This window comes from Bremerella sp. JC817, assembly GCF_040718835.1.
Classification (GTDB): Bacteria; Planctomycetota; Planctomycetia; order Pirellulales; family Pirellulaceae; genus Bremerella.
This window is the reverse complement of record NZ_JBFEFG010000280.1, coordinates 233,119-254,428: the sequence shown is the minus strand read 5'-3', so window position 1 is coordinate 254,428 and position 21,310 is coordinate 233,119. Positions and strand designations below refer to the sequence as shown.

At 56.7% G+C, this 21,310-nt stretch carries 24 protein-coding genes; 15 read left to right on the top strand and 9 right to left on the bottom strand.

The genetic code is table 11. The features are described 5' to 3' along the window. Nucleotides 1-26: 26 nt before the first annotated feature. Nucleotides 27-263 (top strand): hypothetical protein, encoded by a 237-nt coding sequence (locus tag AB1L30_RS19320; protein ID WP_367015099.1) that lies wholly within the window; start codon nt 27-29, stop codon nt 261-263. On the opposite strand, the gene AB1L30_RS19315 is transcribed toward AB1L30_RS19320, so the two are convergent. Next, nucleotides 260-1,417 carry a hypothetical protein gene (locus tag AB1L30_RS19315; RefSeq protein WP_367015097.1) on the bottom strand — a complete coding sequence of 386 codons (1,158 nt, stop codon included), beginning with the start codon at nt 1,415-1,417 and terminating at the stop codon, nt 260-262. The genes AB1L30_RS19320 and AB1L30_RS19315 overlap by 4 nt on opposite strands. Next, complete coding sequence (locus AB1L30_RS19310; RefSeq protein ID WP_367015095.1) at nt 1,414-2,472, bottom strand: hypothetical protein; 1,059 nt, start codon at nt 2,470-2,472, stop codon at nt 1,414-1,416. Before AB1L30_RS19310 ends, AB1L30_RS19315 begins: the two co-directional genes overlap by 4 nt. Nucleotides 2,473-2,607: 135 nt before the next feature. On the opposite strand from AB1L30_RS19310, the gene AB1L30_RS19305 reads away from it, so the two are divergent. The 3 genes from AB1L30_RS19305 to AB1L30_RS19295 all read left to right on the top strand — a co-directional run bounded on the left by AB1L30_RS19305 (nt 2,608) and on the right by AB1L30_RS19295 (nt 4,307). Then, on the top strand, nt 2,608-2,748 hold the full coding sequence (locus AB1L30_RS19305) for a hypothetical protein (protein ID WP_367015093.1): 141 nt from the start codon (nt 2,608-2,610) through the stop codon (nt 2,746-2,748). Between the two features lie 242 nt (nt 2,749-2,990). Then, entirely contained in the window at nt 2,991-3,734 is a 744-nt protein-coding gene (locus AB1L30_RS19300; RefSeq protein WP_367015091.1) for a hypothetical protein, read from the top strand. A 42-nt stretch (nt 3,735-3,776) separates the two neighbouring features. Then, nucleotides 3,777-4,307 (top strand): flavodoxin, encoded by a 531-nt coding sequence (locus tag AB1L30_RS19295; protein WP_367015089.1) that lies wholly within the window; start codon nt 3,777-3,779, stop codon nt 4,305-4,307. A gap of 165 nt (nt 4,308-4,472) precedes the next feature. On the opposite strand, the gene AB1L30_RS19290 is transcribed toward AB1L30_RS19295, so the two are convergent. Together AB1L30_RS19290 and AB1L30_RS19285 are read right to left on the bottom strand one after the other, a co-directional pair. Next, entirely contained in the window at nt 4,473-6,014 is a 1,542-nt protein-coding gene (locus tag AB1L30_RS19290) for a HEAT repeat domain-containing protein (protein WP_367015087.1), read from the bottom strand. Between the two features lie 39 nt (nt 6,015-6,053). Next, nucleotides 6,054-6,755 (bottom strand): hypothetical protein, encoded by a 702-nt coding sequence (locus AB1L30_RS19285; protein ID WP_367015085.1) that lies wholly within the window; start codon nt 6,753-6,755, stop codon nt 6,054-6,056. 303 nt (nt 6,756-7,058) lie between these two features. On the opposite strand from AB1L30_RS19285, the gene AB1L30_RS19280 reads away from it, so the two are divergent. Together AB1L30_RS19280 and AB1L30_RS19275 are read left to right on the top strand one after the other, a co-directional pair. Then, nucleotides 7,059-7,433 (top strand): hypothetical protein, encoded by a 375-nt coding sequence (locus AB1L30_RS19280; protein WP_367015083.1) that lies wholly within the window; start codon nt 7,059-7,061, stop codon nt 7,431-7,433. Nucleotides 7,434-7,612: 179 nt separating this feature from the next. Next, nucleotides 7,613-8,596 carry a glycosyltransferase family 2 protein gene (locus AB1L30_RS19275; RefSeq protein WP_367015081.1) on the top strand — a complete coding sequence of 328 codons (984 nt, stop codon included), beginning with the start codon at nt 7,613-7,615 and terminating at the stop codon, nt 8,594-8,596. Between the two features lie 3 nt (nt 8,597-8,599). Here AB1L30_RS19275 and AB1L30_RS19270 read toward each other — a convergent pair whose 3' ends face one another. Beyond that, nucleotides 8,600-10,021, bottom strand: coding sequence for a DUF1254 domain-containing protein (locus AB1L30_RS19270; RefSeq protein ID WP_367015079.1), 1,422 nt, complete (start codon nt 10,019-10,021; stop codon nt 8,600-8,602). Between the two features lie 127 nt (nt 10,022-10,148). Then, nucleotides 10,149-10,922 (bottom strand): SDR family oxidoreductase, encoded by a 774-nt coding sequence (locus AB1L30_RS19265; protein WP_367015077.1) that lies wholly within the window; start codon nt 10,920-10,922, stop codon nt 10,149-10,151. 168 nt (nt 10,923-11,090) lie between these two features. On the opposite strand from AB1L30_RS19265, the gene AB1L30_RS19260 reads away from it, so the two are divergent. The 8 genes from AB1L30_RS19260 to AB1L30_RS19225 all read left to right on the top strand — a co-directional run bounded on the left by AB1L30_RS19260 (nt 11,091) and on the right by AB1L30_RS19225 (nt 18,402). Next, on the top strand, nt 11,091-12,086 hold the full coding sequence (locus AB1L30_RS19260; RefSeq protein ID WP_367015075.1) for an NADPH:quinone reductase: 996 nt from the start codon (nt 11,091-11,093) through the stop codon (nt 12,084-12,086). An 85-nt stretch (nt 12,087-12,171) separates the two neighbouring features. After that, the gene (locus AB1L30_RS19255; protein ID WP_367015073.1) at nt 12,172-13,284 is read left to right on the top strand and encodes an SMP-30/gluconolactonase/LRE family protein; all 1,113 of its coding nucleotides are present in this window, start codon (nt 12,172-12,174) and stop codon (nt 13,282-13,284) included. A gap of 10 nt (nt 13,285-13,294) precedes the next feature. Then, on the top strand, nt 13,295-14,197 hold the full coding sequence (locus AB1L30_RS19250; protein WP_367015071.1) for a TIM barrel protein: 903 nt from the start codon (nt 13,295-13,297) through the stop codon (nt 14,195-14,197). Nucleotides 14,198-14,395: 198 nt separating this feature from the next. Further along, entirely contained in the window at nt 14,396-16,468 is a 2,073-nt protein-coding gene (gene metG, locus AB1L30_RS19245; RefSeq protein WP_367015069.1) for a methionine--tRNA ligase, read from the top strand. A gap of 123 nt (nt 16,469-16,591) precedes the next feature. After that, nucleotides 16,592-17,182, top strand: a complete 591-nt coding sequence (locus tag AB1L30_RS19240; protein WP_367015067.1) for a hypothetical protein — start codon at nt 16,592-16,594, stop codon at nt 17,180-17,182. 22 nt (nt 17,183-17,204) lie between these two features. Then, nucleotides 17,205-17,537 (top strand): hypothetical protein, encoded by a 333-nt coding sequence (locus tag AB1L30_RS19235; RefSeq protein ID WP_367015065.1) that lies wholly within the window; start codon nt 17,205-17,207, stop codon nt 17,535-17,537. Nucleotides 17,538-17,589: 52 nt separating this feature from the next. Next, nucleotides 17,590-17,859: a hypothetical protein gene (locus AB1L30_RS19230; protein ID WP_367015063.1), complete on the top strand. Its 270-nt coding sequence runs from the start codon at nt 17,590-17,592 to the stop codon at nt 17,857-17,859. 255 nt (nt 17,860-18,114) lie between these two features. Beyond that, a complete protein-coding gene (locus tag AB1L30_RS19225) occupies nt 18,115-18,402 on the top strand; it encodes a hypothetical protein (protein WP_367015062.1) in 288 nt (95 codons plus the stop codon). 22 nt (nt 18,403-18,424) lie between these two features. Here the strand turns inward: AB1L30_RS19225 and AB1L30_RS19220 are convergent, their stop codons facing one another. From AB1L30_RS19220 to rlmN, 3 genes are read right to left on the bottom strand one after another with little or no spacing between them, the layout of a single operon-like run. Beyond that, a complete protein-coding gene (locus AB1L30_RS19220) occupies nt 18,425-18,961 on the bottom strand; it encodes a hypothetical protein (RefSeq protein ID WP_367015060.1) in 537 nt (178 codons plus the stop codon). A 33-nt stretch (nt 18,962-18,994) separates the two neighbouring features. After that, the gene (locus AB1L30_RS19215; protein WP_367015058.1) at nt 18,995-19,660 is read right to left on the bottom strand and encodes a hypothetical protein; all 666 of its coding nucleotides are present in this window, start codon (nt 19,658-19,660) and stop codon (nt 18,995-18,997) included. A 30-nt stretch (nt 19,661-19,690) separates the two neighbouring features. Beyond that, the gene (gene rlmN / locus AB1L30_RS19210) at nt 19,691-20,761 is read right to left on the bottom strand and encodes a 23S rRNA (adenine(2503)-C(2))-methyltransferase RlmN (protein ID WP_367015056.1); all 1,071 of its coding nucleotides are present in this window, start codon (nt 20,759-20,761) and stop codon (nt 19,691-19,693) included. Nucleotides 20,762-20,946: 185 nt separating this feature from the next. Between rlmN and AB1L30_RS19205 the strand changes: the two genes are divergently transcribed. Beyond that, complete coding sequence (locus AB1L30_RS19205) at nt 20,947-21,306, top strand: DMT family protein (protein WP_367015055.1); 360 nt, start codon at nt 20,947-20,949, stop codon at nt 21,304-21,306. The last annotated feature ends 4 nt before the right edge of the window (nt 21,307-21,310 follow it).

Genomic DNA, 21,310 nt, shown 5'->3' with positions numbered 1-21,310 from the left:
AAGTTCTCTCTGTGAGACTGCCTGTGATGAAACGCTTAATTTCGAAGTTCGTTACCAGCGTATCGTTTCTGGCCGTTGCCTGGTGGGTAGCGGTACGTGTCGCATGTGTAGCACTGTCCGGGGTCGCATTGACCTGGGGTACCGGCATCAGTTGGGCCTTCGTCGTACCCGTATGTGTCGCGATCGGTATGCTGACACTGCTAGTCGAAGATGGCTTTCGCCAGGCCTCTCTTGCTCGACGCCGCCACGACCCAACCACCTAAGGGCTTACCTTCTCCGGCGGCATCATCTCTTGAAGTGCGATCACTGCCATAGACGTCGCCACCAACGGATCGTCTTCTCGCATCGTGGCGATCGCATTCTGCCAGGAACCATTATCCTGCTGCTGCGATAGAAGCCGCTCTCGAAGTTGTTCCCGCTTCTGCGAAAGCTTGGGTAACGATATTCTTTTCGCAACTTCGCTTGCTCTTGCCGCGTGGTAGAACCACAGCCCAGCCAATTGCTGCCTGGCTCGCGATGCTCTTTCCGGAAGATCTTCCGCCACCGAGGGAAGTGGCATCGCCAGATACTGCTCGAACGCCTGGCGAAGTTCAGCCGACGCAAACAGCCCAGTGGCCTGCATCGCCAGCCAGCCATCGCATGTGGCCGAAGGGTAACCGGCCGCGACGTCTGGCTTGCCGTCGGACTCCACCATGCCTGCTTTGTTGAGGGGGGAATCCGCCGGCGGAACGAACCCAAACCCGTCGCGGCCTCGGCAGCGATCGATGAACGTGCGCGCCCTGGCGTTGGTCTCTTCTGGCAAGGCATCGTATTGCCTCAGCACCGACAACACATGAGCGGTCACCGCGATGTTCGCGCTGTCGCCTGGCAGACGGGCCGATCGTTCCGGCGGCAAGGGACCCCAGCCACCGAACTCTTCGTCCTTCGGCTGACAGCCAGCAGCTGGGCCAAACTGGGCATCCCACAGTGCTGCAATAAGCTTCGCACGCAGAGACTCCGAAAGCTCCCACTCCGGCACGATCGCCGCCGCTTCAAGCAGCAGTGCCGTGGCATAGATCGGCTGATCGGTTTCTCCGTTGGGGCCGCAGACCAGGCCATGCGAATCTTGGCGACGCATCAGAAAGTTCACGCCACGCCGACCTGCGGCGAGGGCCGCTTGCCATGCATCGTCCGGGACTTGGGACCCGGTGGATGCGATCGCCTTTAAGACGAGCGACGTCAGCCCGATCCCTTCGCGTAAGTTACCATAGGTCCGCGAGTGCCAGCCGCCGCTGCCGGCTTGTTGCGAAAGCAGCCAGGCCAGACCTTGCGATCGGGCTGCCGCGATGGTGGTTGCTTTCGGTGCGGAATGCAGCCGTACGGCGGGAAGCAGCAGCGAACCGATCAGCCCGCCCACGAATCGACGACGGGCGATCATAGGTCAGAGATCGCAAGCTGATGGTTGGTGCTTTGCAGCGTCAACAAAGCGGCCGCCGTGCAGAAGGTTCGGTCGGTGATGCAATGGTGCCCGGTCCAACTGCCATCGGCGTTTTGCGTTCGCAGAAGTTCCTTGCGGACCGTTGGTGACCACTGCTTCCAACTCGGCTGGAGTTCCATCAGCATGCACTGCGTGACAAGGTAAAACGACAGGTATTCTTCACCACCGGCATACTGAAACGCCCGGCGATCGGTCGTGATCAGCTTCAACAGCTTATCGGCGGACGAGAGGAAGTGAGGATCGTCGCGATAACCCATCGAGTAAAGCACCCGCAGGCTCGAGGCTTCTTTGTAGAAGTGATGCATCCAGCCATCCTCTTCTTTCGGCCGTTTGCGAAGATCTTTGATCAGCGACTCGCCAACCCGCTCGGCGGAGGCATGAATCGGAAAGCCGGCTGAGCTTGCCGAACGGAGGCTTTCCCAGCCGAGGACCGTTCCCAGGATCGGTGCCCAACTCTCCGTTCCCCACGTGCCATCTTTCAGTTGGCTGCGACCGATGTGATCGACCAGCTTGGCCAGGGCAGCATGAATCACGTCGATCTCTTCGTTCGCCTCGAAGTAGACCTCGCTGAGGAACAGCGTCGCAAAGAAGACGTCGGCATTCATTCCGATCTTACGCTGTACCAGCGTTCGTTCGCGGACCTTGGTACCGGCGAGGGGGCGATGCTCGATCTGATCGAGGACGCCATGCAGAACCTTTCGGGCATACTTGGCGTATTCACCCCCGTACGGGGTGCTTCCTTGTGAAAGGAACATGAGGCCAGTGATCGCGGAGCAAGAGAGGTCAGGCCCGTACAGGCGATCGGTGCCGACCGTGCCGTCTCGCTGGATGGCCGAGATCATCCAGGCAATTCCCTTGTGGATCGACTTCTGCGTTTCGGGCTCGTTGTGAATCGGATTATCCGCCGACCAGACCGATACCGGACGGCCAGCAAGCAGGAGCCCAGCCCCGATTCCACTTCCCAGGAATTGGGACAGCCATTGTCGTCGATGCATGCGTGACTTTCGTTTTGCAGCCCCCAGTTCATACCTGAAGGGGGCGTCTCGGTGCCTCTTCCTGACGACTTGCCCGCGTGAGAGAACCGCCGGCCAATCATCACCAGATGGCATTTGCAAACGATGTACCGGGCAATGATATCGGCTTCTTTCGACTCCATTTCCTGCCTGGATGTCGATCGAGTCGCCTGGCATGTCGGCTGGGGCGACATCGTCGCGTCGAACCAACGGAAAGGGGACCTGAAAGCTCTCTGCCACGTCTGGGGTGGCGGCTAAAAACCAGGAAAACGGATTGCCCTGTCGTAGGGACACCGCTAGAATGAATGCAACTGAGACTCAGTATCTATAGCAAGCTGCCGCGGTTTGGTGCCGTTCGCTAGCCACCGGGACGTGACCCAAAGGCTTCTTTTGCCTTGATTGTCCGCCCCAGTCTCTTGGCTGCGTGTTCTTCTTTTGGGCTGCCTGGCAGCGGGAACGAACCGCTTTCCCTTTCGATACTCCATTCAGGCGAGAACGAAATGGTCCCGACCGAAAGTGCCTTTCATCAGGCTTTATTTTATTACTACCAGGGAAGTTACGTAGAGGCCGTCGACACGTTGGCCCTCCACTTAAAGACCCAGCCCGATGATCCATCGGGCTGGGAGCTGAAAGGAGTGCTGTGCCACGCATTGTGCGACTTCGCCCCCGGAAAAGAGGCTCTTGAGTACGCGTTGTCGCTGCAAGGGCTTTCGATTTCTGGCCAGTTGGCCCTGGCCGATTGCTATGCCCAGATCGATCAGCCTGAGCTGGCGGTCGATGTCTATTGCCACCTGGCCCAGTTGCCGATCCTCGATGGCGAAGTCCTCGCGCGGCTCGCTCGCGGTTTGGGGATGGTGGGGCAGTTTGCCTTGGCGGCTGATGTCTGTCAGCGAGCCTGCCATGTCGAGCCTGACTCGCACAACGCCCGGTATGGAGTGGCGTTCTATATGTCGAAGGCTGGTTACCCGGCCGAGCTGATCGAACCGATCCTGGTGGGCGTGATTGCCATGGCACCGCAGATCTTCTTCTACCGTGTCGCGTTGGTGACCGTGCTGACGCGACAGAACAAGACGCAGCAGGCTTACCTGGCGGTGGCCGACGCTAGTCTCGATGAACTGGCGTCGCTGAAGTGTGCGTGCTGCCTCAAGCGACTCGCTCAGATCTTCAACGATGCCGGAGACAATCGTCGGGCGTCGGTTTGTCGCGAGCGTCTTGGTGCGTCGCAACCATCGCGCGACGCGTAGTCCCCTGCCCTTCCCTTAGAACAAGAGACAAGAGAAATAACCATGGATATCTCGATGGCAATCTTCTACGGCTCGACCACCGGAAACACCGAAGGGGCCGCGAAGAAGATGAAGGAACTGCTTGGCGACTGCGTGACCGACGTGGTCGATGTGTACAAAGCCAGCCCGCAAGATCTGCTGAAACACGATCTGTTGTTGTTCGGCGTTTCGACTTGGAACGTCGGCGAAATGCAGGATGACTGGGCCAGCCTTCTGCCGAAGCTTGAAGGCTTAGACCTGACCGGTAAGAAGGTCGCCTTCTTCGGCATGGGAGACGCCGTTGGCTATCCCGACAACTACCTCGACGCGATGGGGGAGCTTTGGCAGACGATTCGTCGGTTGGGTTCGCCGGAAATAATCGGGGTTTGGTCGAACGCCGGCTACGAGTTCGACGACTCTCAGGCCCTTTACGACGATACCCACTTCATCGGACTTGGCTTGGACGATGACAACCAGTGGGATCTCACTGACGAACGTATCGAGCAATGGTTAGCCCAGGTGGTGCAAGAGGCCGGAATCGTCGAGTCCGCCTAACTAGTGAGTCAGGTTATCGCCGTTCTGGGCTGGGTCGTGACCCGAGCATTCCACGACCGAGCTCAGGCGGCGAGCTACCTGGCGGCTTCGATCGATTCAAGAAACAAAAAACGGCACGTCATCCTGGGATGACGTGCCGTTTTGCTGGTTTGTAATCGAACGCGATTACATCGCGCCGTTCAGCTTGCCGAGCATTTCTTTGGCGGCATTCTGAATGATGGGGTTGTCCGACTTCATGGCGTCCTTCAGCACTGGCAGGACTGCTTCGCGGGTCGCAGCCGAGTCGCTGTCGACCTTCAGCAAGGCCCATGCACACGAAAGCTGCATGGCAGGATCGGAGTGATTCTGCATGACCTTCAGCAGGGTAGCTTTCGCTTCGACCGCATCAGGACCGATACGTCCCAGGGCCAAGGCCGAATTATGAGCGATCGAACCTTCGCCCGATTCGAGCGACTTCGTCAGCTCGGGCGTGGCAGCCTTGGCGGCAGGACCAATGTTTCCCAGAGCCACGACTGCCTGGTTGGCAACGCGTGGGTTTTCGTCGTTGATCAAGGCGATCAGATTCGACGTTGCCGGAGCACCGTCTTTGCCGAGGCTACCCAGGATCGCGATCGCATCGAAACGCGTGCTTGGGTGCTTCAAGGCGGCGATCAAGTAATCGACGGCCGAAGGACCCATCGTGGAGAGCAAGCCCATGGCGTTGCTGACAACCGGTTCGCCAGCATCGTTCAGGGGATCTTGCAGTTCGGCCTTCAGCGTTTCTGGCTTGGCCTGCAGCGAAATCAGTCCCTGGGCCGACATGGCACGGATGATCGCGTTGGACGAACCAACCCCTTGAGCCAGACGATGAACGGCATCTTGCTTGAAGGCTTCGTTGTCGGGATGGGTGAAGGCCAGAGCCCAGGCACTCATCGTGCCCAGCAGCTTGTCTTTGCTTTCGACGTTAGCTTTGATCTTCGCTTCGACTTCTGGCGACATGGTGCCCATGCGACCCAAGGCGTAGGTAGCCGAAACGGCCAGCGTTGGATCGTCCAGACACTTGACGATAGCATCTGTAAAGGCAGTGGCAGCCTTCGGCATCGTGGCCAGGGCCAGCAGCGCTTCACGCTTCAACGCACCCTTGCCGGTGGTCAGCACCTTGGCGAGTTCCGGAGCGGCGTCCGAAGCCTCTGGGCCAAGTTCACGCAAGATCAAGCAAGCCCACAAGGCACCCTTCTCGCTCTTCAGAGCAGCGATCAGTTCGGGGACGGCTGGCTTGCCGGTTTCGGTCAGGGCGTTCATCACGCGCAAGCGAACAGCTGGATCGGCATCGCCCAGCAGCTTGGCGAAGATCGGCAACATCTTTTCGTGGCCAGGATGCAGCGCATACAGAGCCGAGATCGCTTCGCGGCGAACTTGTGGATCTTGCGAACCGGTCAGCGCCAACAAGCCTTCCAGGGTGGTGTCGTCGGCGACACCAATCTGGCCGAGGGCATGGGCGGCCTGTGCGGCAACTTGCGGCGAAGTATCTTGCAGCAGCGAGGTCAGCGGAGTGACGGCCGAAGCAGCCTTGTCGCCGAGCGAGCCGAGCTCTTGAATCGCCGCGATGCGAGTCGCTTCGTCGGTCGACTTCAGGTTTTCAATCGATTGTTCAACAGTTGCTGCCGAGACCGAGCCAAACGACACGGCTACCAGCAGCAGAGCAAAGGCAAAAAATGAGCGTTTCACGACGCGTTATCTCCAAGTGTGGCTGAGTGTGCGGGATGCTTACGGCAGTTGGTTCTGCGTGGTCGAATAGAGAAGGCTCTTCAGGAAGTCGTACGACTCCATGTACTTCTGAGGCGGAACCTTCGAGATGCCACGCTTCAGGATCACGGCCATGTCTTCGACCGCCTGCGTGAACTGTGCCGACTGCTGGGCTCCGAGCGAGCCATGATCGGTTTTGAATTTCAGCATGGTTTCGATCTGCTTGCGATCCTCGGCAAACTCGGGGTATTGCAGCAGTTCTGGCCAGTTGACCGTACCGGCGACCTGATCGAGGCTACCCGACGGGAGCGGCTTCGGAATGCCTTCCCGGGCGAGGTGCACCAGTTGCTCTTCGGTTGGACGCGGATGCTTCTTCGCTTCGTACGCGTCGTGCTCGGCACGCATCTGGTAATAGGTGTCGGCATAGATCTGTTGGTTTTGGATCGACAGCCGGTTGGCTTCTTGCTGGTTGATATTGGCTTCCGAGGTTTGCAGGTTGTACGACCCGGCAGCGCTGGCAACGTCGGCCATCCCTTCCAGGGCACCTTGAGCCGCGGTGGCGGTGTTGGTGAACATGCCATACCCGGGATAAACAGGAGCAACCGGAGCGGTGTACTGAGGGGTAGGATATTGCGGGGCGGAATTTTGCGGAGCAGGCGTACCTTGGCCAAAGACCGGCGAGGCAACCAACAGCAATGCAAACGACAGTAGCGGAAATCTCATGGAAATACCTTCTAAGTGGACGAGCCTTGCGTATGGATCGGGCAAGGTGACAGGGCACTCTCAGCAAGCCTAGCTTACAACTTGGCCTGCGAGGGGGTGGCGAAACAAGCAATACGGCTGCTTCAGCCCGCGAAATTCTCCCAACTATCACAATGCAGACCCCGCAGGCGAAAGGCGAGGGGCCAAAGGCGATAAAACCGAGAAAAAAAGGAGAATGTTGCCTTGCGCTTAGCTTTTTCTAGGGCTTGCCTCATTTGGAAACTGCGTTGAACAGAGATCCTACCCCCTCGTAAAATGCATCGCATGAGCCACCTGCTGACACCTCGCAATAACGCCCCATTTCTGAGCCCTGAAGAGATCGCCGCGCGATTTCAAGAGGCTTTCCCCTTTTGTGAAATCGACCGGGAAGGGGGAGCCGACGCCGTGGGAGAAACGATCGCGGCACTTCTGCGGATGAACGCCCCGGCCGAACTGATCGAGCAGCAGCGTGCCCTGCAACAAGAATCGATCGCGGTGGTCCTGGCCGATGATCCCACGAGCGAGCACGATCTGAATCTGGTGCTCAAGCCGGGCGAAGGGATCCTGATTCCCTATTATTCGGCCCAACATCAAGAGGCGGTTCGTCCGCTGGTCGAGCGATGTGCGGAAGTGCTGGGCTATGAAATTGGCTGGCCATAGGGTGGCCGGCTGGGGCGAGGCTTTTGGAAGGTGAACGCCCTGCCAGGCGGCTTTCCACACCTGCCCTTGCTCCCGAAACGCTCCGTTTGCTAACATCCCCGCGCTGCCGGGCTCGTCGGCATTTCGATGCTGGAACTTGAGCCCTGATTTATTCGAATTTCACGCGGGTTTTGATCACCATGAGTGTTTCCGTTGTTGTTCCGGTTTACAACGAAATCGAGACGATTCCTCTCCTGTATAGCAGCTTGCACCAGGTGCTAGCGAATCTGGGGCGGGATTACGAGATCTTGTTCGTCGATGACGGTTCGAGCGATGGATCGACCGCCAAGCTGAAGGAAGTCGCGGCGACCGACAAGCATGTGAAAGTGGTCGAGTTCCGTCGTAACTACGGACAAACGGCCGCCATGCATGCCGGGATCCAGCACGCGTCGATGGACGTGGTGATCACCCTGGATGGGGACATGCAGAACGATCCCGAAGACATCCCGATGATGCTCTCGAAGATCGACGAAGGTTACGACCTGGTTCATGGCTGGCGGAAGAATCGTCAGGATGCCTGGGTCAATCGCAAGCTTCCCTCGAAGATCGCTAACTGGCTGATCAGCCGCGTTACCAAGTTCCCGATCCATGACCTGGGTTGCACGTTGAAGGCAATCCGCCGCGAGATCGCCGTCGAACTGGAACTGTACGGCGAAATGCACCGATTCATTCCGATTCTGGCCCATCAGCGTGGTGCCCGTTGCGTCGAAGTGGTGACCCGTCACCATGCTCGCCGTTTCGGTCAAACCAAGTACGGCATCGGTCGTACGACCCGCGTGGTGCTCGACCTGCTGACCGTTACTTACATGCAGCAGTTCTTCACCAGCCCGATGAAACTATTCGGCCGCATGGGCTTTGCCTGTCTCGGCATTGCTTTCCTGAGCGTGCTGACGACGATCGGCATGAAGCTGGCCGGCGGCGTCGACATGACTGGCAACCCACTGCTGCTTCTGGCCGTGTTGAGCACAATCCTGGGCTCGCAGATGTTTGGCATGGGGCTGCTAGGCGAAGTGAACGCTCGGATCTACTACGCCTCGAACGGCAACGATTCGTACGCCGTCCGTAGCTTGACCAACTTCGACGAGGAAAGTTCGCACGCTTTGAAACTGCGTCAGGCTGCTTAAGGCTCAGTCAGCTTTGACGACTACCGGAGGCTTCCAGGTTCCTTGACCTGGAGGCAGAATCGAAGGAGCTTCGGTCTTCGGCCAATAGAGCCGCATCACCATATAGATCGGCCCATCTGGGGCCGGCAACCAGTTGGCCTTCAGCGCTTCGGCTGGAGGCTCTTTTTGAATGTAGAGGGTCAGCGAACCATCTTCATTCTTCTTCAACTCAGGCAGCATCGGCGAATTGATCAGGTACCGATCAATCGGATTCTTGATCAGTAATTGCGTCGTTCCGTCGTACATGGTGATCGACCAAAAGGCGTTCACCGGTGGCAACTGCTCGGCTGGGAAGGTGATCGTATAGCGGTTTTCTTTGCCATCCAGCGGATTGCCTTCGCTGTCGACCCGAGCCAGCGGATAGGTGGCCTCGATCGAGTCGTTGGCATAGATCCCTGCCATCGCGATCGCTGCTCGTAGGAGCCAGTCTCCCTGGTACGACTCGCGATCGGCTTGAACATTCATGACCCGCCAGCCGTTGATTGAAGTTCCGACGCCATCCGCTTTCTCACGGATCGCGGTCAGACCATTCTCGGCCCCAAGACGCAGGGCAACTTCCTGGGCACCGGTCAACTCGCAGCAAGGAAATGGCTTGCCACCCTCGACGCCCATCTTCTGCATGCGTGCCCGCAAGCCTTCTTCGGACTTGGCTTCGCCAATGGCAGGACAAAAGCGAAGGACAAACGCCAGGTAAGCATATGGATTGGTCGCCGCCAGTTGCTTGTCGATCTTCGGCCAGTTGACCGGTGGAGGCGAATCTGGCGAAGGCTCGCCCAGGTAAAGCGAAAGCGGAATGATCTGATAGCCTGTCTGGATCTTCTTGACGTTCTCGAGATCGTCGGGGCCGAATAACTGCGTCCGGAAAATGGCCATCGAAAAATCGGTCTCGCAGTGGAAGACCTTATCGACCCCTGATGGCGTTTCGCCATCCCAGTTCGGGCCAGCGATCATGAACTTGCCAGCCTTGTTGCCGGTGGCTCGACTGCCGACGTAACCATAGTTGAACGTGTAGAGATCGACCAACTGCACCGAGTAGTAACGCTCCGCTTCCATCTCTGGCACGGCGAAGATGATCGGTTCGGCCCGCAAGTCGGCGCAAAAGAACGAGTACGGCGTATCGCTGTTGGGCGTGACCACCGAGGTATCGGCTGGTGTGTAGACGTGAGCCGAGTTATAGATCTCGTTGAACCCGCACTTGTACTGGCTCGACGTGCTGTCGATGAAGTACTCGTACATCGTCGCGTAGTTCATCACCAGCGGATAGCCATATACGAAGGCCTCTTGGGCCATTGCGGCTTCGTCCGGACTGGTCTCTTCCGCCAGGCAGAACGAGGGTGAAATGAACAAGCTAACCGAAAGCAAGAATGCCGCGAGTACGTTCTTCATCACTTGTCCCCGATTCAAATGCGAAGTGCCGGCTTGGGGACGCCATCGGCCCCCGAACTACCGGTCATCATAATCGGCTTGCGTTCGGGTTTGCAAAGAAATGAATTCTCGGTTGCGCGTGTTTCGATTAACTTCCCAATAGCCAGCGAGAAATCTTCAACAACGTGCGGCGCGGAACCCAGGGTGTGACAAAGTTCAGCAGGAACCAGAGCCCCCACTGATCGATCACGACCAATCGTCCCTTCTTCATCGATCGATAGCCGAGTTCGGCCACTTTGCGAGCGCTGGCACCCTTCTTGAACATGCCGACATCTTTGGCGTGGGCACGATCGAAGAACTCGGTCGCGACCGGCCCAGGGCAAAGGGCGGTAACGGTCACCCCAAACTCGGCGACCTCTTCGGCGATCGCTTGCGAAAAGCTAAGGACGTAAGCCTTCGAGGCGTAGTAGACCGCCATGGTCGGCCCTGGCAAAAAGCCAGCTGTCGAACCGACGTTCAAAATGTGTCCATGTTTCCGCTGCAGCATGTCAGGCAGAAAACGATGCGTCATCTCGCTGAGCACGGTGACGTTCAAGTGGATCATGCCACCATCGGTGCTCCAGTCATGTTTGTAGAACGGACCGTGGTTTCCGAAGCCGGCGTTGTTAATCAGAAAGTTGACTTCAATACCGGCGGCGTCGACCTGGTCGTAGACCTTCTTCACCGCGTCAGGCTCGTTCAGATCGATGGCGATGCAAAGGACTTCGACCTTGTGTTTCTCGATCAATTGTTGCTTGAGTTCTTCCAGAACTTCGCCCCGACGGGCGATCAAAATCAGGTCGCCTCCGGTCTCAGCATGTACCCAGGCAAGTTCGCGGCCAATACCGCTGGAAGCTCCGGTGATGAGGGCGGTGTTCTTCATGATGCACGTTCCTTCCTGTAGTAGCGGGGTCTTCCTTCTATTGTGCACTAAGGCGAGCTAGTGCACAGCCACGAATGCCGTTTGCCCAGCTTGTTTGTGGGTAGTCGCGGGCAGTACGATGAAAGTGGTCGACCAACGACAATCACCCCAACCGAGGAAGGGTTCGCGATGAAAGCGGCATACATTGAAGAAACAGGACCACCAGAAGTCATCCAAGTTGGCGAGCTGCCAACGCCTGAGCCGGGGCAAGGGCAAGTTTTGGTGAAAGTCGGTACGGCTGCCCTCAATCCAATCGATACCTACCTTCGCAATGGGGCGAACTACTGGGAATTGCCCAAGCCGTTCGTCACCGGAAGCGACCTCGCCGGAACGATCGAAGCGGTCGGTCCCGGGGCCAGCAAGTTCGCGGTTGGGCAGCGAGTTTGGGGAACCAACCAGGGCCTGGTCGGTCGCCAAGGAACGTTCGCCGAGTATGCCGTCGTCGACGAACACTGGCTCTACGCGACCCCGGACAGCGTTTCCGACGACGCAGCGGCTGCCTGTGCGCTAACCGGCGTGACCGCTCACATGGGACTGGGTGCCGACAATGCCCGACTGAAGGCTGGCGAAACGATCTTCGTGCATGGCGGCTCAGGTGGGGTTGGCTCGATGGTCGTTCAGATGGCCAAAGCGATCGGCGCGACGGTTCTCGCCACCGCCGGTAATGATGCCAAGGCCGAGCTTTGCAAAGAACTGGGGGCCGACTACGTCTTCAACTACAAGACGCAGAACGTCACCGAAGAAGTCTTGAAGGTCTGCCCCAGCGGCGTGAACGTGATCTGGGAAACGGTTCGCGAGCCTGACTTCGACTTCCTGGTGAGCATCGCCGCCGAGCGTTGCCGGATGGTGCTGATGGCCGGCCGCGATGCCCGGCCAGAGTTCCCGGTGGGTCCGTTCTATGTGAAGGGCTGTAGCCTGCATGGGTTCGTCATGTTCAAGGCAACCCCGGAAGAGATGGCCGTGTGTGGCGAAGAGATCAGTCGCTGGCTCGCCGAAGGAAAACTGAAGCCGCAGATCGGCAAAGTGTTCCCACTTTCCGAGGCCGCCGCCGCCCATCAACTGCAGGAAGATAACACCCTGCGACAAGCGGGCACCCTGGCAGGGAAAATTCTGATTAAGCCGTGAAGCTACGGTTCAGGGGGACTATAATGCGGGGCCAGTCGCAATGATTGTCAGCTAAATTGAAATCCCTCACTTGCGAGCCTACCTCATGCATTCCCCCCTTTGCTTGCTCTCGCTGCTAATTAGTCTCGTTGCCGCGTCGGTCGTTCAGGCGACCGACTATGGCGACATCGTCACCGTTGCCGGAACCGGTCAGAAACAGGTTTCGGCGAGCGCCGGACCGGTCGATCAGGTCAACATCGGTCAAACTTTTGGTGTAGTGATCGGCCCGGACGAAGCTTTGTATGTCTGCGAAGTCGAGAACCACCGTGTGCTTCGCGTCGATCTGAAGACGAAGCAGATCACGACGGTCGCCGGCAACGGAACCAAAGGCTATTCCGGCGATGGCGGTCCTGCCACCGACGCGCAGTTGAATGAACCTTACGAGGTTCGTTTTGCCAACAACGGCGACATGTACTTCGTTGAAATGCGGAACCATGTCATCCGCAAAGTAGACGCCAAGACCGGCACCATTTCGACGGTGGGCGGAACGGGTAAAGCTGGCTACGGTGGCGATGGTGGTCCTGCCACGAAGGCTCAATTCAATCAGCCGCATAGCATCGATCTTTCTGCCGATAACCAAAAGCTGTTTGTGGCCGATATCGGCAACCATCGTATTCGTGCGATCGATCTCGCCACCGGCACCGTGCAGTCGATTGCTGGCAATGGCGAGAAGAAGCTTCCGGTTGATGGCCAGACTGTGGAAGGCAAGCCGATCCTCGGACCACGGGCCTTATTCGTCGACGGCAACGATCTGTGGATTGCCCTCCGTGAAGGCCATAGTGTTTGGCGCCTGGATCTGAACAGCGGCAAGATCGAGCATGTTGCGTGCAGCGGCAAACAAGGCTACAGCGGCGATGGCGGCAGTGCGAAAGAAGCCACGATGAACGGCCCGAAGGGAATCGCCAAGGCACCCAACGGCAAGCTGTACGTCGTCGACACCGAGAACCAGGTCATTCGCGAGATCGACGTTCAGAACGATCGCATCCGTACGGTTGCCGGCGTCGGACCGAAAGGCCGCGGCTTCTCCGGCGATGGTGGCCCCGCCACGCAAGCCAAGATGGATCGTCCGCACGGGATTGGCATCGGAGCGGACAACGCGCTCTACATTGGCGACACCAACAACCATCGGGTTCGCAAAGTGATCCCGGTTTCAAAATAAGGAATCGAACATGTTCGCGTTGAACCGTCGACAAATGTTGCAAACTTCCCTGGGCACTGCGGCAGCGATGGGACTGGGCAGCACGCTTTCCGCCGAAGAAGCCAAGCCGTCTCGCTGGAAGGTGATCACCTTCACCAAGTTCCTGCAGCCACTCTCCTACGACCAAATGGCCGACGCCATCGCCGAGATCGGTTTCGATGGCATCGAAGCTCCGATCCGCCGTCGCGGGCACATCGAGCCAGAGCAAGTCGCTGACGAGCTGCCGAAGTTCGTCGAAGCTTTAAAGAAACGTGACCTGACCATCGACGTGATGACGTCGAGCATCAACAGTGTCGATTCGCCCAACGCGGAAGAGACGTTGAAGGTTGCCAAGGAGTTGGGGATCCCGAGCTACCGGATGGATTACTACCGGTACGACTTGAAGAAGCCGATCCTGCCGCAGCTTCGCGAAGCAGGGGCCAAGCTGAAAGACCTTGCCGCGATGAACGAGGAAATCGGAATTCAGGCGGTCTACCAGAATCACTCCGGTGCCAACTTCATGGGGGCACCGATCTGGGACATGATGCAATTGGTTCGTCAGTACGATCCGAAGTACGTTGCCATGGCCTTCGATATCGGCCATGCACGCTGCGAAGGGAACATGGCCTGGCCAATCCAGTGGAATCTGGTTCAGTCGCATCTCGGCTCGGTCTATGTCAAAGACTTCAAAGGCAATAACGGCCGGCCAGAGTGGTGCTCGGTAACCGAAGGGGAAATGCCGAAGCAGTTCTTCCAACTGCTGAAGGAAAGCAATTACCAGGCACCAATCTCGCTGCATGTAGAGTACTTACATGGCGACGCAGGGGCTGAGGTCTCGAACCATCTGGCCGCCATGAAACGTGACTTGGCTTGGCTGAAAGAGCAGCTTGCGTAGCTTGCGATGTTGCCAGCGGGAACCGCTTGCAGGCCAGTAATCAGGCCGAAATCGCCGGAAATTGAACCTTTTGCCCCCCACTTCTGTCTAGGGGGAGCACCGGGGACCGCACTCCGCGCACATGGCGGTGTGCGGTACAATGCCCCGTTCTTGAAGACAAAACCCCTGCGATAGGACCTCACCCAAGAGGAATCCCCCATGGCACGACGCATTTTGGTCACCTCGGCCCTGCCCTACGCGAATGGGCCGATCCATATCGGGCATCTGGTGGAATACATCCAGACCGATATCTGGGTCCGTTTCCAGAACCTGTTTGGAAACGATTGCCGCTACTTCTGCGCGGACGATACGCATGGCACCGCCATCATGATCAGCGCTCAGAAGAACGGGGTGACCGAAGAAGAGTTCATCGCCAAGATGAGCGAAGAGCACCAGCAAGACTTTGCTGGCTTCGGGATCGAGTTCGACAATTACGGCTCGACCAATAGCGAAGAGAACCGTGTCCTCTGTCACGAGTTCTGGCAGTCGCTGCGCGATGCCGACCTGGTGGTCGAGAAGGATGTGCATCAGCTGTTCGACCCGGAAAAGAAAACGTTCCTCGCCGATCGTTTCGTCCGGGGAACTTGTCCGAATTGCAAGTCCGAGAACCAGCCTGGCGATAACTGCTCGAAGTGTGGCGCCGCCTACACGCCGGCCGAATTAATCGATCCGAAGAGCACCCTTTCCGGAGCGACGCCGGAACTGAAGACCGCCAAGCACTTGTTCGTTCGCCTGGAACAACTGCACGAGTTCCTTAACGAGTGGACCCAGTGTGGCAAGCATCTGCAGGACGAAGTGGCCAACTACCTGAAGGGCCACTTTCTCGATAACCCGAAAGAGCCAGAGCTGAAGGACTGGGACATCTCGCGTCCAGGGCCTTACTTCGGTTTCGAGATCCCCGATAGTCCTGGCGACTATTGGTATGTCTGGTTCGATGCTCCGATTGGCTACATCGCGTCGACCTGGCAGTGGTGCAAGAAGAACGGCGAAGAATTGGCCGACTGGTGGAAGAATCCAGAAACGGAAGTCCATCATTTCATCGGCAAAGACATCACGTACTTCCACACGCTGTTCTGGCCTGGCATGCTCAAGACGGCGGGCTTCACGCTGCCAACCAAGGTGCACATTCACGGATTCCTGACGGTCGATGGCAAGAAGATGTCGAAGAGCGACGGGACGTTCGTCAAAGCGGCGACCTACCTGAAGCACTTAGACCCGGCCTACCTGCGATACTACTACGCCACCAAGCTCGGCCCGAGACTGGACGACTTGGATCTGAACGTGAAAGAGTTCGTCGAGAAGGTCGACGCCGACCTGCGTGGCAAGATCGTGAACCTTGCCTCGCGGGCCGCCAAGTTCGTTGAGAAGACCGGCCTCTCGGAAGTTTATCCGGAAGATGGCGGCCTGTTTGAAAAGGGTGCCAAGGCAGGCGAAGAGATCGCCAAGGCGTACGAAGATTGCGACTTGAACAAGGCGATGCGTCTGATCCTGGAGCTGGCCGACGCCGCCAATCCGTATATCGAATCGAACAAGCCGTGGGAACTGCGGAAAGATCCGGAGAACGCCCAGAAGCTGCAAGATGTGTGTACGGTCGGTATCAATTTGTTCCGTCAAATTGTGGTCTACCTGGCTCCAGTTCTGCCGAAGCTGGCGGTCGATACCGGCAATCTGCTGAACGATCCGATCGTCAGTTGGCAGCAATCGCAAACGCCGCTGACTGGTACGGCGGTCAACAAATTTGAACACTTGATCCAACGCGTCGAAATTGAAAAGGTGCATGCCATGATTGAAGACAGTAAAGAAGAAGCCGCCGCCGAAGCTCCGGCCGGTGCCAGCCAGGCCGACGAAACGGCCGCCAAGTTTGAAGACAGTGCCCAGCCAATGGTCGACGAACCGATGGCCGAAGAATGCACGATCGACGACTTCGTGAAGGTCGACCTGCGTGTTGCCCGCGTTCTGTCGGCAGAAGAAGTGCCTGATGCTCGTAAGCTGCTGAAGCTGACGCTGGGCCTCGGTGGCGATCACCGCAAGCAGGTCTTCGCCGGTATCAAGGCTGCCTACAAGCCGGAAGAACTGGTCGGCCGATTGGTAATCATGGTCGCCAACCTGAAGCCACGTCAGATGAAGTTCGGCCTGAGCGAAGGCATGGTCTGCGCCAGCGGTCCTGGCGGCGAAGAAGTCTTCCTGCTGAGCCCCGATGAAGGTGCCAAGCCAGGGCAGCGCATTCACTAGGTTGGGTTCGCCAAACGAAAACCAAAAAGCCCTGCCAGGGATTACCTTGGGAGGGCTTTTTATTGTTGTTGAGGCAGGAGTTCCGCCCCCTTATATTCCGGCCTAAACAAATCGAGTGGGAAAGTGAACAACGCAAGCAGTTTTGTCCGCGAGTTCATACTCCGAGCTAAGCAGAATCCAGCACTAAGAAAGCTTCACGCGATTGAAGCAGCTTTTCAGGGATTCTCTGAGAAATTCCCGCAACGTCGATCACGCCTCATGGAAGGGCCGTTGTCATTTGGCCAGTTTTCAAATTGGGTAGCTCGGAAGTACGGCAAATCGAGAAAGTCAATTCATGGTCGTTGGACGAGATACGAAGGAAGTGCATGGCGGATGATTGCCGAGAAATTCGGGAGCGACGAAGCAGGATACGAAGAATTTGTAGATCTCTTTGATCGCTTTAAGGAGCTCACGATCCACCGAATAGCGGTGGCCAAGTCACTTCCAGGCCAGGGAATATATGACGTAATGGAAGTTGAGGCGTGGAAATGCACACAAGATGAAGGTGTGTTTTTAAATCTCATAAGCCGCGATGGCAATGCTAGGGTTGAAGGGTACTATGCGTCACTAGATGAATTGTTGCGATCAGCAGAAGCTCAGTATCACGTAAAAGAGAATTGCTGGGAGTTCGAGCAGCTGAGAAGAGAGAATGGGTCAGGAACCCCGCCCCGCTAATTTCTTCTATGGGAATATGCTAATGACATCCATTTCGGATTCTGACTATAAGTCTTTTTGCAGTGATTTAATTCAGCGAGCTATGGAAAAGCCGGGCATGTATTTTAAATCACTGAAGGATCTTGAATACTTGCTATACGGTCACCAAGAGGCTTTTGAAAAACTAGGCGCAATTCTTCACCTAAACGGTTTTTATTTTCGGTTTGCGGATTGGCTGCATTCATTAACTGGTGAATCAAACGCAGCTGGATGGGCATTCGCGCTTGAAGAGTTAGCCAAAAACAAGAAGGAAGATCCCTTGGTTGTATTTGCAATGTTGGCAGGGCAGTTTATTGCTGAATGGAGATCGATGTAAGGAACGAGGTCAGGAAAGGAGCCCGGCCTATTATCCTCGTGAGGAAATGGATATGTCAAAAACAAGATGTAGATGTGGATTTGTATTAATTGATATCGAATCTCCTTGCGAAGATCTATATTGGGGAATTCCTGATGCAAAAATGTGGCCGTTAGTTAAAGAGTTTTCAAAAGCACCTGAGTCTGCTTTTCCAACCGATGATATTTCTGCCGCTTTAGCGGTTAACGGATTCACATTCTATAAGTGCCCAGAGTGTGATCGACTGCTCGTGTTTTGGGATCCCGAAAATCCAGAGTACTGTTCTTATCGTCTTGAAGAATAAAATAAGGGGACAGCGGTCCTGGCGGCGAAGAAGTGTTCTTGCTGAGCCCCGATGAAGGTGCCAAGCCAGGGCAGCGCATTCACTAAGCGTCGGTCGAAAACTAAACGAAGCCCACGTCACGATCTCAGGACGTGGGCTTTTCTGTTTCTTGTCTCGCGGGATGCAAAGCCACTGTACAAAATCTTGGCGATCGAAGTCGCATTCTGGCAAACTGACAGTAACGAAGCTTTTCGTACTCGATCCTAAAAGCAGCGCATGAACACCAAGACTCTCTCTGACAAGCCACAACGCCGAAGCTTTGCTTCACGCAGGGGCGTCTGGTCGGCTATCTTGGTCGGACTGGCAGTGTTGAGCAACTGGCCGATGCGATATGGTTTGCCGGTTGGTTTTTGGACGAAGATTGGCTTTCCGTTTCCAATTGCTCGTTGGCAGCGTGGCGAGTTAGAAACGTTTCACTGGCAGGCGTTGTGTCTGGATCTGCTGGTGTGGGGCCTGTTGATCTGGTTGGTGCCGATCTTGTTGCGTCCCAAGGCGACGACCTGAAGAATCGAGTTAGAGGCGAACGTCAGTTCTTTCTCAGCCTTAGCACGGCTTCGACGTGTTCAACTTCGATGTCCAACTGCTGGGCGATCTCACTGGCGGACGAGCCGTTGTCGGCCAGGCTGTAAATGTCGGCCAGTTTCTCGTCGTCGCAGAGAAGCTCTGAGACAGACCGAAAGTTGGGGCTTCCTTCACGAACGATTTGTTCGCTTTCTTCTACGACGGGCCGCAGCGTTTCACGCTCTTCCGCGGGAAGTTGGCTGGCGGCTTGTTCCAGTTTTACAAGCGTTCGCTGCAAGATCAGCAGCTTCGTGTCGACCAATCCCTGAAACTCGCGCGTTCGCTCGAGCATTTCGACTTGCCATTGGTTCAGTTCGTGTGGACCATCTGACATGGTCCACTGCGACTGAGCCGGTCGAGGGTTTCGAACCAGGTGCCCTTCTTTCTTACGAGCCTTACGAACCTGGGCCTGGCTCTTCCAACTGCGACGCATTAGCAGCCAGATTATCAGGATAATTCCACCGAAGAACATCAGGTACGGTGCGTAACTGTCTTCCCCCATGACCGGCTTCCTTGCGGTTGGTGCTGGTTGGTCTTACTGATCGAGAACCAGGTACTTGTCCAACAATGCGTCGACACCGATGCAGTATTGCGAGCTGCTTTCGTTTTCTTCAAAGACTGGGTCCATCGCCACAGCCGAAACCGACTGGCGCAGGCCGAGCAAGATCTCGCGGACATGTTCCATGTTATGCAGCGTAATAACCTTGCCAGATTCTTCCTGCTTCTTGGCGTAAGCCTTGGCTTTCTCTTCTTCGGTGAACAGATTGAGCAGCGTGATCGATGCTCCGTTTTCGTCGTTGCCGGAGATACTGGAAAAGCCTTCTTCGGTCTCTACCACGAAGACCGGGTAGTTCCAAGGAGAGTTATCAACGATCAAGAAGTCTTCCAGCAATCGTTTGATTGAAGAGACCCACTTGGCGTTGATGTCGAACTCGACCGGCTGCGGATCGTAGGCGACCTTGGTGACCGGCAGCTTCAGGCTCTTCAGAAACCAGCGGAACTCGCGATCGTTGTTTAACTGACGAGGTTCGCCAATGATCGCGAACTGCTGCATGAAGCTGAGGGCGACCGACTCGGAGGAATGCGTCGTCAGAATGTGCTGTGGTTGTTCGTCGGTATCTTGAGGGTCGACGATCGAGGTGTAACCACCTCCATGGGCAATCAGATAAACCGGATATTCCCACTGAATCGGTGCGGACATGTCCGTAGCTCCTCCTGGTGTCGAGTCCGATTAACGGTTTACGGCAGACTTCAATTGTTTGGCAATCTCGCGATTCTCTCGCTGGATAAGCTGGCCACAGGCAGCGGCGATATCGGACCCCAGTGAATAGCGAATGGTCACCGGAAAACCGGCTGCCTGGAGTGCCCTGCCAAATCGTTCGCGTGCCTCGGTACTGCTTCCCTGAAGGTGGTCGGCACCGTCGATCGAATTGTAAGGGATCAGGTTAATGTAGGCGTGGATGTTTTTGAGGAAAGCGATCAATTTTTCGGCATCCTCCGGGCGGTCGGTTCGCTGATCAAGCATCAGATACTCGATCATGATTCGGCGCCGCTCCGAGAGTTGAAGCTTCAAAAGTGTCTCGCGCAGCTGCTCAAGCGGGACACTTTTCGCGAGCGGGATCAGCGACTGTCGGCCGGCCACGTCGGCGCTATGCAGGCTCAAGGCGAGCTTCAGATCGGGAAACTTCGCGTCGATCCGTAGCATTTCATCCGGAATGCCGACCGTCGAAACCAATATTCTTTGGGGGGCATAATCGAACACTAACGGAGAAGTGAGCGCGCTGAGCGCCGTGTGGACGTTCTCGGCATTGTGCAGCGGTTCCCCCATGCCCATGAAGACAATGTTGCGAACTCGGCGGTCTTCGGCCATCAGCAGTTCGTTCGCTTGAACGACCTGGTCGAGAATCTGGGCAGCTGAGAGGTTTCGGGCAATTCCCATCTGCCCGGTTGCACAAAACCGACAAGCGGCCGCGCAGCCGATCTGCGACGAGATGCAGAGCGAGGTTCGGCCAGTTCCGGCCCGTAGAATGACCGATTCGATCATCAGCCCCTCTTCAGTGCGGAAAAGGAGCTTGGTGGCTCCGTCCTTCTGCGAGTCGAGCCTTTCCGCCAGCTGCAAGGTATGGGGCTGGGTTTCCTCGCGTAGGACCTGGGCGACCTCGGGAGCGACATCGGCCAAGGCTGCTTCGAAAGACCGTCCCTGCTTCAACCACCGCGTGCGAAATCGGCGGAGCGAATGGACGGTCTGCGAATCGTTGCCGAATCGCGCGTTACAGGCGGTGACGTCGTACCAGTGCAGCATATATCAGGGGTTTCTCTTCCAGGGTGCTCCAGTATACCAGCACTGTCTAGTTTGCGGAGATTAGCCGAAGGGGCGTAAGCGGGAAAAACAGGGGAAAACGAAACCAGGGACCATCGCCCGAAACGGGTCGCGGCGACATAATTCCGTTTTGATTGGACTATACCTCCTGGAACCAGGTTCACGCTATGTCGACCATCCTAACGACCGCCTTTCTGCTAACCCTCTCGAACATTTTCATGACGTTTGCCTGGTACGCCCACCTGAAAGATATGGGGCACAAACCATGGATCCTCGCAGTCCTGGCCAGTTGGGGGATCGCCTTTTTCGAGTACCTGATTCAGGTGCCTGCCAATCGTATTGGCTTTGCACAGATGGACTTGGGGCAACTCAAGATCTTGCAGGAAGCGATCACGCTGACGGTGTTCATACCGTTCGCCCTGTTCTACATGAAGCAGCCGCTGCGGCTCGATTTCCTGTGGGCCGGCCTTTGCATTTGCGGGGCGGTCTATTTCATCTTCCGCGGGAACATCAGCCCCGCCGGATAGACAG